Below are 12,362 nucleotides of genomic sequence, written 5' to 3' on the forward strand. Positions count from 1 at the left end.
GTGTCCGTTCACCCTGCATTTTGAGTGCTTTTGGCATCATTAAGGTCTCCTGTGTCCGTTAATGTCTCACTCCGTTCCCTGCACCTAATTTGATTTCGGCATCTCTCGAATCGCATCCATCCTCATTCCTTCTTTCATAGAAAATGAATACATCATGCGCCCGCAGAGTAAAAGTTTATACACGCTCTCTTAGGAGGCAATTGGCGGTTCTCGTAGGCGCAATATGACGGGTTTTTATTCAGGATCGAATCCCAGTACTACCTTCATCATTTGATTTGTTATTACTCATCTTTGACGAAATGATTTCTCTTGCGTCCATTTAGTTTCGATACGTCGAAACTTTATAAATTCTATTCCATTTAGGTTTCAACTTGGGAATATTGGGGTAATTTATTAGAGTTGGGTGGATGAATCGATGATCGGATTTTGCGGTTTTAGTCGATTCACAGACTTTACATACATTTATGTTGATTTATTATGTTAAATGGGTTTTAATTAAGAAGTAAACTACATATTTCGGGAGGGTATTTATTATGGCACATCAATTACCAGCACTACCTTATGCTAACAATGCACTAGAACCACATATCGACGAAACAACAATGATGATTCACCACGATCGTCACCATAACACGTATGTAACAAACCTTAACGCAGCATTGGAATCAGCTCCAGAGCTTCAATCCAAAAGCGTTGAAGATTTGATCGCAGATTTGAACAGCGTACCTGAAGCGATCCGTACAGCAGTTCGCAACAACGGTGGCGGACATGCGAACCACTCCTTGTTCTGGGAAATTATCGGACCAAACGGCGGCGGCGCTCCAACTGGCGCGTTAGCGGATGCAATCAACAGCGAGCTTGGCGGCTTAGACAAGTTCAAAGAAGATTTCGCAAAAGCAGCTACAACTCGCTTCGGTAGCGGTTGGGCATTCCTTGCTCTAACAAAAGAAGGCAACTTGAAAGTATACAGCTTGCCTAACCAAGATAGCCCAATCATGGAAGGCGATACGCCATTGCTTGGTCTTGATGTATGGGAGCATGCTTACTACTTGAAATATCAAAACAAACGTCCTGACTACATCGCAGCGTTCTGGAACGTTGTGAACTGGGAAGAAGTTGGCAAACGTTACGCAGCAGCGAAAAACTAATTTCGCAGCTTAAACACAGAACAACCAAAAAGGCTCGAACCTCTGCAGCAATGCAAGGGTTTGAGCCTTTTTTCATGGTAACTGTTACACCATAGCGAAATACGAATTCAGAATCGTAAGGAACACCTTCGGGAAAGCTAGCTCCTCCATATCCTTCGCTTCAATATACCGATAGTTCGCTGGCAATGACGAATCATTCGCTGCAGCAGTACATCGATACACGCGCAAATTCCAATGGATATGGCTAAAGGTATGTTCCGCCTGCATGTGGAAGTGATCCGGCACAACCGAAATACCTTCTTCATACAATACACCGCGCAGCATGTCCATTTGTTCGGCGTCATCGGCACCTGCGAGGGCCGCTTGTTGCGGAGCTAATTCATGAGGCAGCTCCCACATGCGAGCCAGAAGTCCTTCCGAAGGACGTTGACGAATCAGAACTTTCCCCTTCTCTGCCCCCACACCTTCCACGAGCGCAACCGCACGATACTCCGGACGCGGCGGCTTCGCCTTCGTCTTCACCGGCAGCGATTCCTCCATCCCCGCAATCCGTCCTGCACAGTGCTCCATCACGGGACAAGTCAGACATTGTGGAGATTTCGGCGTACAGACGAGTGCCCCGAGCTCCATGAGCGCCTGATTGAAGTTCGATGCTTCCCCTTCCGGGATCAACTCGACCACCAAGCCCTCCATGAAAGCGCGCGTGCTCCCCTTCATAATATCTTCTTCAATCAGAAAATATCGGGATAATACGCGCATCACGTTGCCATCAACCGCAGGCTCAGGCTGATTGTAGGCAATACTGAGAATCGCGCCCGTTGTATACGGACCTACGCCTTTGAGATCGGAGACGGCTTTCTTATCTGATGGGACTTGTCCCCCATACTGCTCCTTCACTTCCCGCGCAGCGGACTGTAAGTTGCGGGCACGCGAATAATAACCAAGCCCTTCCCAACACTTCAACACATCCTCTTCAGGCGCATCGGCTAAGGCTTCAATGCTGGGGAATTTATCAATAAACCGATGAAAATAAGGAATAACGGTATCCACACGTGTCTGCTGGAGCATGATTTCTGAGACCCAGATATAATAGGGATTCCGATGCCGACGCCAGGGTAAATCTCGCTTGCTTCGGTTATACCAGGCGAGCAGTTCACGGCTAAAATAATGTTTGGCTTCAAGACTATAGGTGTTCAATGTGTAAAAATCTCCTTCTCGTCTTACGAAATCCTGCGAAGAACGCAATATTTCTATTATACAGGCAAGTCGATTGGGTTTGAATATGGAATATATGCAAAAAAGGTTCAAATTATGTTCGGAAGGCAGGCTTGTTAGTCGGGAGACGCTAGCCTATACTGAGGAAGGAAACAATTTATTGGAGGAATCTACCATGACATTTCATACAAAAATACGTTCGTTCTGCATCATAGGCTTACTCTCCATCACGCTTCTGGCTCTAACCGCTTGCGGAAGCACAAGCAGCAAAAGCGGAGGTAATGAAACTTCATCGTCAGCTTTGGATGGCCCTGCTGAGACGATGCAGCTCTTTAAGCAAAAATGCGTGAGCTGCCATGCTACAGATTTGAAAGGCCGTATGGGCCCGGATACCGATCTCACGCAAATTGGAACCAAGATGACCCAAGAACAAATCGTGAAGCAAATTACCGAAGGCAGTACGCGTATGCCTGCTTTTAAGAAAATGCTCGAAACCGCGGAAATCGATCAGCTTGCGGAATGGTTAGCGACCAAAAAATGAGCAAACCTCTATCGTGGCCTTTCGAAGATGAGCGACCTACAAGTTTTGCTTGCAAAACTCGCTTCGAAGGCAAGGTAGGTTTTATCGCCAATTTTATCACCAATTAGAAAGTCGTTTTCGTGTGTCGAAAACTTATCTTACTTATGTGGTAAATAGGTGTCTATCACCCGATGGCACTCTTACCCATCAACCCGGCGCTCGAATATTGCGAAAGCGGATGCCAGCGTCGGCTGATGGGTTATACTGACATGAATGTGATAGGTTTGATGTTCCGAATGATGATCAGTTGGTGCATCCATTAGCCGGCGCCACGCTTGTTCTGATAATGTGCAATGCGGTTTGCCTTGATGATCGGGCAGGATTTCGATATCCATAAAGCCGACCTTATCTCCGATTCCGCAGCCTAAGGCTTTGACAACCGCTTCCTTTGCCGCAAAACGACCTGCTACAAATTCAACGACTCTCCCGCTGCGCTGTTCTGCAAGCTGCCGCTCCTCTTCCGTTAGGATCCGCTCCAAAAATCTCGGCCAAGTGGAACGTTCCCGCATCTGTGAAATTCTCGCAATTTCAACTAAATCATGCCCAATCCCGTATATCATGAACATCCTCCCTCTTCGCTAGGCTCCATGTATTAACCCGTCCTATGATTCTCGGTTCATTATAACAGAACGGCTTTCTGATGCCTATGTGACGACGAAGTAAACCAGGCTTACTTACTCAGCAGTTCCCGAGAACAACTTGATTTTGGGTAGATTAGAAGTATAAGCTTGAACATATTCGTTAAAATCAATGTTGGGCCAGGTGTAAGGAGGTTCCAGAATGGACAGAGAACGTCAACAAGAGCTGCGAGAAAAGGACCGACAATATGTCTGGCATCCTTTTACCCAAATGAAGGACTATGCAGCGCAAGATCATGTGTTAATAGAGAAAGCCGACGGAATTATGCTCTATGATGCGGACGGCAAATCGTATTACGATACGATTTCATCCTGGTGGTGCAACGTCCACGGGCACGGCAATCCGCGCATCAAAGAAGCCATTCGCCGCCAGCTGGAGCAATTCGATCATATCATGTTCAGCGGATTGACCCACCAGCCGGGGATCGAGTTGGCAGAACAACTCGTTCAGGTTACACCGGATGGGCTAACCAAAGTATTCTACTCAGACAATGGATCGACCGCCGTGGAGGTGGCGATCAAGATGTCTTTCCAATACTGGCAGCAAATCGGTCAACAATCGAAGACGAATTTCGTCTTCATGGAGAATAGCTACCACGGCGACACCATCGGCGCGGTGAGTGTGGGCGGGGTGGATCTCTACCATGCGATGTTCAAGCCGCTGCTCTTCAACGCCATCCGCGTGCCTTCGCCGGATGTGCGCCAGCTCGGCAACGAGCGGACGCCAGAGCGCGAAGCCGCCCTCGTGGCGGACGCGCTCGATGCCGTGCGCACGCTATTCCGCGAGCGCGCGCACGAACTGGCGGGAATCATCGTGGAACCGATGATTCAAGCTGCTGGCGGCATGGTCATCTACCCTGCCGCATATCTGCGTGGACTGCGCGAGCTCTGCGCGCAGTTCAATGTCCACCTCATTGCCGATGAGGTGGCCACGGGGTTTGGGCGAACAGGCCGCATGTTCGCCTGTGAGCACGCGGGCATCAGCCCCGACATCCTTTGCCTCAGCAAAGGGCTGACAGCGGGGATGATGCCGCTCGCGGCGACGTTGTGCCGCGAGGAGATCTATGCCGCGTTCTACGATGATTACGCGACACAGAAGACCTTCTTCCATGGGCATAGCTTTACAGGCAACCCTGTTGCCTGCGCTGTAGCCCTAGAGAGCTTACGGCTGTTCCGAGATGAAGCCGTCTTAGAACAGTCGCAAGCCGCAGCGAATACCTTAACGGAGCAAATGAACACTTTCACCAGCTTGCCGCATGTCGCTGATGTTCGTCAGCTCGGGATGATCGCGGCACTCGATCTGTATCGTGATCCAGAGACTCGCACGCCATTCGCTTCCGACCTGCGGATAGGAACCCGGATGTATCATGCAGGTCTAGCAGAAGGGCTCATCTTACGGCCGCTCGGGGATACGATCTATTATTGGCTCCCATTATGTACGACACCTTCTCAAATCGAAGATATTGTCGAGCGAACACAACGGGTCCTTCGTCAAGTGACGGCACCGCTATCTTAAATTGGAGGTATTAAAATGATGTCTACTTCATTCCATCTTAAGCTAGAGCCTCATCGCACGATTCGTTACAGTGTATTCTCAGGAAATCAGCCAAATGAGACGGGGTCTACGGCATCCTCTCGCGGTCTGCTCATCCTGTCTCATGGGTTCAAAGGGTTTAAGGATTGGGGTATGTTCCCCTATGCTGCCGAGCAAATCGCCAAGCTTGCCGGCGTGGATGTCATCACCTATAACTTCTCGCATAATGGCGTTGGGGAGCAGCTAACCGAGTTCACTGAACTAGACAAATTTGCGCGCAATACGCCTCATCGACAGTTAGAAGATCTGAAGGCTCTCATCTCCGCTGTACATGCCAATGAGGGCATGCACTCTATGAGCCGTCCCCTCTTCCTTCTAGGGCATAGCTGGGCGGCTAGCATGAGTTTGATTCATGCCCTTGATCACCCCGACACCGTAGCCGGCGTGATTGCTTGGAACGGTTCATCGCATCCTGACATCTTCTCCGAACAAGAGAAGCAAGAGATGCGCGATCACGGTGTTGCCTATACGTTAAATGGGCGAACGAAGCAGCAGATGCCCCTTTCCGTTGAAATACTGCAGGACTTAGAAGCCCATACAGACCAATATGCCATCGTGGACCGCATCTCACAGGCTTCTTTTCCTATTGCACTCATCCAAGGGACGGACGACTTCGAACGGCTGCGGCGCGGATCCGAGATGCTTATACAGCAGAACCCGCGTATAGAATGGATACAAATACCGGGTGGCAATCATACCTTTACCACTGTACATCCTTTTCAAGGTACAACCGCACCGCTTGAAGCCGCGATCCATGCGACAAGCCAATTTATAATAAGCCACCTCTCATAGAAGAATATAGGAACACCAAAAGAGAGAGCTTTCCGCGAAGGAAAGCTCTCTTCTATTTATGCCATATGCGTTGCTTGAGCAGGTTCTGCATTGCTGTTTTGCGGTTTCGGCTGGAACTTAGCCGATCCGACGCTTAACGCCGTGATGACACCGATTACGGCGACGCATAAGCTTAGAATAAATCCATGATTAATCGCCGTTCCCATGGAATCTCGCAAAAATCCTAGAATTTGAGCAGGCACCTGACTAGAGGCATGCACGAGCAAATCTGGTTTCGCTAACTGATCAACTTTGTCAGCGGGAATGTGATTCGCTGCGGCTCCATCTGCAATAATTCCTTTCAGATTGTTGTTGACAATCACCGCCATGATGGAAGCTCCCATCACGCCGCCGATATTACGCCAGAAGCCAACAATGGAGGAACTGATCCCCATATAGCGCTTGTCGACGCTTACCAGCATCGCATTCTGACCGACACTCATCATTGGCCCAATAGCTCCGAATCCGAGCAGGATCATCAAGCCAATCATATAAATATTCTCGATATGATGAGATACCAGAATAAGCATGATGGAGGTGGCAACACCGAACAACATCGATATCGTCATGATCGTACGGAACTTTAATTTGGTCTGAAGAAATCCACAGAGAATGGTACTCACAATCATGGATGTCATCATCGGCGTAAGAATCCCGTTGGAATTCGCATGGCCTAATACGGCAACTGAAAAAATCGGCAGATAGCTAATCGCACTGAACATCATTACCCCCTGGCAAAAGCAGATAATGCTCGTTCCCAGCACGAGGCGGTTTTTGAAAATTTCTAAAGGCAGCACCGGTTCCGATGCCCGGCGTTCTACCTGAATAAAGGCTATTGTCCCTAGTATTGCCAGTATGAATAACCCGATAATCTGCCATGAAGTCCAGGCATAATCTTTGCCACCCCACTCCATCGCAAGCATGACAGAGATACAGGAGAATACGAGCAGAATTGTTCCCATATAATCAACTTTGGGCTTCTTATCTGAACGAGATTCTTGCAGTGCAAATAATAAGACGATAAACGATAAAATCCCGATCGGCAAATTCACGTAGAAGCACCAGCGCCAGCCAAAATGCTCGGTAATGAACGTCCCCACCTGAGGTCCTGCAACCGAGGATAGCCCGAAGATTGCCGCCATGACCCCGCCTAACTTCGCACCATCCTTCGGATCGCTGAAGATGCTGAAGATAATCGTGAAGCTGATCGGAAAAATAGCTCCAGATCCGATCCCTTGAATCGCACGGAACCAAATCAACTGATCCAAGCTCTGGGCAACCCCGCACAGCGCGGAACCGAGAATAAATAACCCGATACCAATCAAATAAAACAATTTTCGTCCGAATAAATCCGACATTTTGCCAAGTACTAACATCGTGCTCGTCGAAGCCAGCATATACGCGGTAAATACCCAGGACATTTGATTGAATCCGCCAAAGTCATCCAGAATATGCGTGATACTTGCGGATACGATGGTATTATCCAACGCCGACATCAATAGCCCAAGAGCCATCGCCAGTATGATAAGTCCTTTTTTTTGTTTGGAAAAGTTCATCCTTCCCTATCTCTCCCTACTCCTCTAAATTGTGAAGTTTTTCTAGACCTTTTTTCAAAAAAGCGAAACTCATCTTCAGCTGTTCCATGCCAAATTCAGCACATAGGGCCTGCGTCGGCGAACTATGATGGATGAACTGCTCATACCCGGTAGATAAAGATTGATGGCTCGCTTCCAATTCTTCAATTTTCCGTTCAAACCATCCGATAATGACTGCTTTATCCACAAATTCACCAAAGAATAAACGCATTAAGAAGTCGGAACGATAGACCTCCGATTCCATAGGGCTGTGTATATACTCCTGAAATTTCTCCCGCCCCGATGGTGTAATCGAATATATATTTTTGTTCGGCTTCCCCTCCTGAATGATGCTCTCCTTCGTAATGTAACCTAAAGCCTCCATCTTGCTCAGTGTTGGATAAATCGTGCCAAAACTCGCATCATAGAAAAAGGAGAACGTACTCTGAAATTTTTGCTTCATATCATAGCCGGATTTAGGTCCTTTCAGTAACATCCCGAGAATAACATCTTGACTGTTCATGTTAGTTCACTCCAATTCACATGTGTTATCGTATACCTTCCGTTAAGATCAATATATCAGTTCGATATATATCAAGTCAATATATATCCACAAAAAAATACCATGAATTTACATCGACTTGTCCAATCGACCGTAATTCATGGTATTTTAGCATCGCTAACGTATAAGTTCATTAAATGCCCGGTATCGCCGAACGTTTATGTTCGGTTTTCAGGTATTGTTTCTCCAGCTTCTTACGAGCGGCTTCGGACACGACTTTGCCCTCTAAGTAGTCGCTGTTCTCCTCGTAGGTGATGCCTAACTCCCCTTCATCGGTCTGGCCTTCCCAGAGCCCAGCGGTAGGAGCTTTGTCCAGCACGCTCTTCGGTACGCCGATATGCGCAGCGATTTGACGAACTTGACGCTTATTCAAGGAACTTAGCGGCGTAATATCGACTGCACCATCGCCCCACTTCGTATAGAATCCGGTAATGGCCTCCGAAGCATGATCTGTACCTACGACAAGCAGATTCAAGTCGAAAGCCAAGGCATATTGCACAACCATTCGCGTACGCGCCTTCACGTTGCCTTTTCCGGGGATACTTAGGTGGCGATGGATCTGAAGCGATTTAAAAGCATACTCCGTTTCCAAGGCAATCTCATTCACAGCATCTTCAATATTCGTCTCCACCGTATGCTTCAATTGAAAGGCTTGCGCTACTTCATAACTATGTTGAATGTCTTCTTGTGTCCCGTAGGGCTGGAACACGCCGAGTGTCATATAGTCACGACCGGTCTCGCTGCTAAGTTCATTGGTCGCTTGCTTACACAGCCCCGTTACTACGGCGCTATCAATTCCCCCGCTGATCGCAATAAGAAGACCCGTAGTTCCCGCTTTTTTCACATACTCTTTCAGAAAATCTACCCGTTTACGCACTTCTTCCTCGACGTTAATGGCCGGCTGTACACCGAGCCGATCGATAATCTCCTGTTGCAAACTCATCACGACACCACCCTATGTAAAATAACCCCACAAATTATAAATTCAAATAGATTAAATTGAAAAACTCCCCACCGTTACACCCAAGTAAACGGCGGGGAGCATGATCTGTTCCTTATTTGCAATAACGATCAAATGCGGCCGTCAATTCTGCTGCAATCTCTTCGGCACTGCGGTTCTCAATGCTATGACGCTCAACAAAATGAACAAGTTCTCCATCTTTCAGAATACCGATCGAAGGAGATGACGGCGGATATGGAACCAAGTATTCACGAGCTTTCGCAGTCGCTTCTTTATCTTGGCCTGCAAATACGGTAAATAAGTGATCTGGAGTTACTTCATGTTGAAGGGCTTGAGCAACACCTGGTCTACATTGGCCTGCAGCGCATCCACATACGGAGTTCACAACAAGTAATGATATACCTTTAGCTGTTGGAAGCTGTTCAGCCACTTCCTCTGGTGTTGTTAATTCTTGAATTCCTAATCTAGTAAGTTCATCCCGCATCGGTTGAACCATATCTTTCATATATCGATCAAAAGACATAGACATTTGCTTTCACTCCTTACGAAATCTTTGCAACAGTAATCCTATTGCTAATCTTTATTATACATTCATAAAGAATGAAAGCAAGGGAAACCCCTTGCTTTGACAACGATGCAGAAATGTCTTTTTATTTATGCTGCAACGATTACGTAGCTGGTCGGTTAGGACTGTCTACATCCGTTTTCTTATCCATTCCATCTTGGGAGGGTTTGTAAGGACCTGCGCTCTTATGTTTATCTTCTTCTTTTCCTTTTGCCACAGCTTTGGCCTCCTTTCCTATACATCCCCCCTATTATGTACTGCCCAATTTAGATTTATCCTTCACTATACTTGCGCTGAATGTTCAGAAGCCATATCCCCATGAAGGACATGACGATAAAAATACATTGTAACGGGTTAAGTCCAAGCCATATGGAGAGAGAATTCGTTACCGTCCGATCCACAAGCGTCACGACCATCCCTCCAATGCCGCCCCCTATGAGAAAATGCGAACACTGTGAGCCTTTCCTTAAAGAGGCTGACCCCATAAGCAACCAGATTGTAAGCCCAAGGAGCAAGGCTGTTCCTAACATATACGACATACTCCGATCGAACCACACTTCAATGGCACACCCTATGGAACCACCGATGGATAACCCATAGGGCAGCACATTGAGCAAAATGGAGAGCGAAATCTTCTTCTTTTGTATCCGTGTATACGTGATAACCAGAATACCAATCACACCTAACAACCAACCGTTCCAGGAGCCACCGCTCATGAAGATAAGCGCTTTCGGACTATGCCACAGGATGGAGAAATCTTCTAGAACGAATCCGAATTTATAACAAATCAGAAAGATTATGATATAACTCGTAAAGAGGTCCAACCAGGCATCCAATTTTTCGCCTTCACGGCGAAGTCTCCATATCATCAGTAAGAGTGCGGCAGCGATCATGATCATCAACGATATTGTATGTAGTTGTAATAAAAACGGCCCGATAGACCACACATTATTCATTCAAAGCCCCTACTTCCTATCGTTCTAAGCCACATGCGCTTGAAACGAAACGATAAACGTCGTACCCTTCCCTTTCTCGGATTCGACTGTAATCCGTCCCTTATGTCTTTCAACAATGCTGAGACATAACGAAAGCCCGAGACCCGTGCCCTTGGACTTCGTGGTATAGAACGGCTCGAACATTTTGTCCAGCTTATCCTGAGGAATCCCTTCTCCTGTATCTTTTACGATCAATTGTACCGTATCTTTCTGCAATAGGGTTTCAATCGTAAGCGTTCCTTTATTATTCATCGCTTCCATGCCATTTCGCACTAAATTGAGAATTAATTGCTTAATTTCTTTCTCATTCAGATGAAGGGGTGGAATGTCATCCCCTAAATTCATTTCAATTCCAAGTCCGCGTAGATTCGCGTCCGCCCAGAGCAATGGGCTTAAATCGCGAACGATATCATGCAGATGGCTCTCTTCCTTCTCTACGATCCGATTCTGCGCCAAAGATAGGAAGTCGTTAATAATCGTATTGGCACGATCCAGTTCTTCCAGCACGATACGATAGTAATCATGCAATGCTGCATCGCTTTTTTCTTTCATGAGCTGCACAAATCCCCGCACCACTGCCATCGGGTTCCGTATCTCATGCGTAATACTCGCAGCCATTTGTCCAACCAGACTCAGACGCTCAAGGTTCCCAATCTCGGATCGCAGCATTTGTAGCTCTGTCACATCATGGGCCATCCCTACGGCACCAACAACTTCATCTGTCTCCTGATTACGAATGCTCGATGAGGTCGATATCAAGATCTTCCCGTTATATTGCAATACCTCGGCCGTTGTCTCCTCACCTTGCAGCGAACGGGCCAGCTGAATGCTAGGATAATGGATATCATAATGCTTCATCACATACCCAAAGGATTTGCCTATTAAATCATCACTGCGGACCTTCTCGGTAGAAGGAAATAATCGCAGCATCATATCATTAATGGCCGTTAGATTCCCCATCTTATCCACGGACATAACGCCCAACGGGGTTGCATCGATCAACTGTTTCATTTTCTGCGCTTCTTGATGGAATTGTTGCGATAAATCTTGCAGCTGCCTTTGCAGGGATAACTTATCAAGGATGCTTTCGACGAACATGAGAATTAAATACGTTGTCAATATGCACACGCAACTGAAACCGATTTCAAACATCAACCACGGTATATCGTTCTTTTCAAAGTCAAAGCCGTAATGAGAAAAGTAAACCCAAAAATTGACTGCCCCTCCAAACAAAATCAGATATGTAATGATACGTGTCCGTCTTGGTGTTTTCGCATGACGAAATTGTGGAATAAAGATAAGAGCTAGCGGAATTAAATAGAGGCCAATATCATTAGGAAAATCCCACAGTTCCCCGTGGTTAAAAAAAATAAAGTGCGCACCGATATAGATCAAGGTCATGACCGCGCCGGCACGATACCCGCAGTACAATAAACCGAATAAAAAGGGAATCATCCGGAAATCGTAGTATTGCTCATTCGGGGTACAGTAAGAAAAAACCATAGACAGCAAGAACGAAATCGTGCAGAATATGGCGAATATCACTCGAAACGTAAAGATTTGACCGGTAATTTTCGGCTTCATTGCCCATACTTGCAGTAAAAATGCGGGTAATAAGGCAATCAGCTCTTGTAAAAAGGTTTCTTTTAGAGGAGTGGAAATCACTGTATGGATCACCGGCCTAAGAATAGAGTTAGAG

Annotated in this window: 12 protein-coding genes; 4 read left to right on the plus strand and 8 right to left on the minus strand. The window is 46.8% G+C overall.

Annotated features, from left to right (window positions below; all coding sequences use genetic code 11):
- Positions 1 to 533: 533 nt before the first annotated feature.
- The gene (locus BVG16_RS19665) at positions 534 to 1,148 is read left to right on the plus strand and encodes a superoxide dismutase (protein ID WP_078500789.1); all 615 of its coding nucleotides are present in this window, start codon (positions 534 to 536) and stop codon (positions 1,146 to 1,148) included.
- Between the two features lie 84 nt (positions 1,149 to 1,232).
- Here BVG16_RS19665 and mutY read toward each other — a convergent pair whose 3' ends face one another.
- Positions 1,233 to 2,345, minus strand: coding sequence for an A/G-specific adenine glycosylase (gene mutY, locus BVG16_RS19670; protein WP_078500790.1), 1,113 nt, complete (start codon positions 2,343 to 2,345; stop codon positions 1,233 to 1,235).
- Positions 2,346 to 2,538: 193 nt separating this feature from the next.
- Here mutY and BVG16_RS19675 point away from each other — a divergent pair, with 193 nt between their 5' ends.
- Positions 2,539 to 2,904: a c-type cytochrome gene (locus BVG16_RS19675; protein ID WP_078500791.1), complete on the plus strand. Its 366-nt coding sequence runs from the start codon at positions 2,539 to 2,541 to the stop codon at positions 2,902 to 2,904.
- Positions 2,905 to 3,083: 179 nt separating this feature from the next.
- On the opposite strand, the gene acpS is transcribed toward BVG16_RS19675, so the two are convergent.
- The gene (gene acpS / locus BVG16_RS19680) at positions 3,084 to 3,503 is read right to left on the minus strand and encodes a holo-ACP synthase (protein WP_078500792.1); all 420 of its coding nucleotides are present in this window, start codon (positions 3,501 to 3,503) and stop codon (positions 3,084 to 3,086) included.
- A 220-nt stretch (positions 3,504 to 3,723) separates the two neighbouring features.
- Here acpS and bioA point away from each other — a divergent pair, with 220 nt between their 5' ends.
- The gene (gene bioA, locus BVG16_RS19685) at positions 3,724 to 5,097 is read left to right on the plus strand and encodes an adenosylmethionine--8-amino-7-oxononanoate transaminase (protein ID WP_078500793.1); all 1,374 of its coding nucleotides are present in this window, start codon (positions 3,724 to 3,726) and stop codon (positions 5,095 to 5,097) included.
- A 15-nt stretch (positions 5,098 to 5,112) separates the two neighbouring features.
- Positions 5,113 to 5,967: an alpha/beta hydrolase family protein gene (locus BVG16_RS19690; RefSeq protein WP_233147105.1), complete on the plus strand. Its 855-nt coding sequence runs from the start codon at positions 5,113 to 5,115 to the stop codon at positions 5,965 to 5,967.
- 56 nt (positions 5,968 to 6,023) lie between these two features.
- Here the strand turns inward: BVG16_RS19690 and BVG16_RS19695 are convergent, their stop codons facing one another.
- The 6 genes from BVG16_RS19695 to BVG16_RS19720 all read right to left on the minus strand — a co-directional run bounded on the left by BVG16_RS19695 (position 6,024) and on the right by BVG16_RS19720 (position 12,328).
- Positions 6,024 to 7,562 carry an MDR family MFS transporter gene (locus BVG16_RS19695; protein WP_078500794.1) on the minus strand — a complete coding sequence of 513 codons (1,539 nt, stop codon included), beginning with the start codon at positions 7,560 to 7,562 and terminating at the stop codon, positions 6,024 to 6,026.
- A 16-nt stretch (positions 7,563 to 7,578) separates the two neighbouring features.
- Positions 7,579 to 8,103, minus strand: coding sequence for a PadR family transcriptional regulator (locus tag BVG16_RS19700; protein ID WP_078500795.1), 525 nt, complete (start codon positions 8,101 to 8,103; stop codon positions 7,579 to 7,581).
- Between the two features lie 172 nt (positions 8,104 to 8,275).
- On the minus strand, positions 8,276 to 9,085 hold the full coding sequence (gene nadE / locus BVG16_RS19705; RefSeq protein ID WP_078500796.1) for an ammonia-dependent NAD(+) synthetase: 810 nt from the start codon (positions 9,083 to 9,085) through the stop codon (positions 8,276 to 8,278).
- A gap of 112 nt (positions 9,086 to 9,197) precedes the next feature.
- Entirely contained in the window at positions 9,198 to 9,632 is a 435-nt protein-coding gene (locus BVG16_RS19710) for a BrxA/BrxB family bacilliredoxin (protein WP_078500797.1), read from the minus strand.
- A 308-nt stretch (positions 9,633 to 9,940) separates the two neighbouring features.
- The gene (locus tag BVG16_RS19715; protein WP_078500798.1) at positions 9,941 to 10,624 is read right to left on the minus strand and encodes a prolipoprotein diacylglyceryl transferase; all 684 of its coding nucleotides are present in this window, start codon (positions 10,622 to 10,624) and stop codon (positions 9,941 to 9,943) included.
- A gap of 24 nt (positions 10,625 to 10,648) precedes the next feature.
- Positions 10,649 to 12,328 carry a two-component system sensor histidine kinase NtrB gene (locus BVG16_RS19720; RefSeq protein WP_078500800.1) on the minus strand — a complete coding sequence of 560 codons (1,680 nt, stop codon included), beginning with the start codon at positions 12,326 to 12,328 and terminating at the stop codon, positions 10,649 to 10,651.
- Between the last annotated feature and the right edge of the window lie 34 nt (positions 12,329 to 12,362).

It is taken from the genome of Paenibacillus selenitireducens (assembly GCF_002021565.1).
Taxonomy (GTDB): Bacteria; Bacillota; Bacilli; order Paenibacillales; family Paenibacillaceae; genus Paenibacillus_K; species Paenibacillus_K selenitireducens.

Excerpts from the sequence above, each read along its gene's own strand:
- BVG16_RS19665 (WP_078500789.1), top strand. The coding sequence starts at position 534 with ATGGCACATCAATTACCAGCACTACCTTATGCTAACAATGCACTAGAA.
- BVG16_RS19675 (WP_078500791.1), top strand. The coding sequence starts at position 2,539 with ATGACATTTCATACAAAAATACGTTCGTTCTGCATCATAGGCTTACTC.
- acpS (WP_078500792.1), bottom strand. The coding sequence starts at position 3,503 with ATGATATACGGGATTGGGCATGATTTAGTTGAAATTGCGAGAATTTCA.
- bioA (WP_078500793.1), top strand. The coding sequence starts at position 3,724 with ATGGACAGAGAACGTCAACAAGAGCTGCGAGAAAAGGACCGACAATAT.
- BVG16_RS19690 (WP_233147105.1), top strand. The coding sequence starts at position 5,113 with ATGATGTCTACTTCATTCCATCTTAAGCTAGAGCCTCATCGCACGATT.
- BVG16_RS19695 (WP_078500794.1), bottom strand. The coding sequence starts at position 7,562 with ATGAACTTTTCCAAACAAAAAAAAGGACTTATCATACTGGCGATGGCT.
- BVG16_RS19700 (WP_078500795.1), bottom strand. The coding sequence starts at position 8,103 with ATGAACAGTCAAGATGTTATTCTCGGGATGTTACTGAAAGGACCTAAA.
- nadE (WP_078500796.1), bottom strand. The coding sequence starts at position 9,085 with ATGAGTTTGCAACAGGAGATTATCGATCGGCTCGGTGTACAGCCGGCC.
- BVG16_RS19710 (WP_078500797.1), bottom strand. The coding sequence starts at position 9,632 with ATGTCTATGTCTTTTGATCGATATATGAAAGATATGGTTCAACCGATG.
- BVG16_RS19715 (WP_078500798.1), bottom strand. The coding sequence starts at position 10,624 with ATGAATAATGTGTGGTCTATCGGGCCGTTTTTATTACAACTACATACA.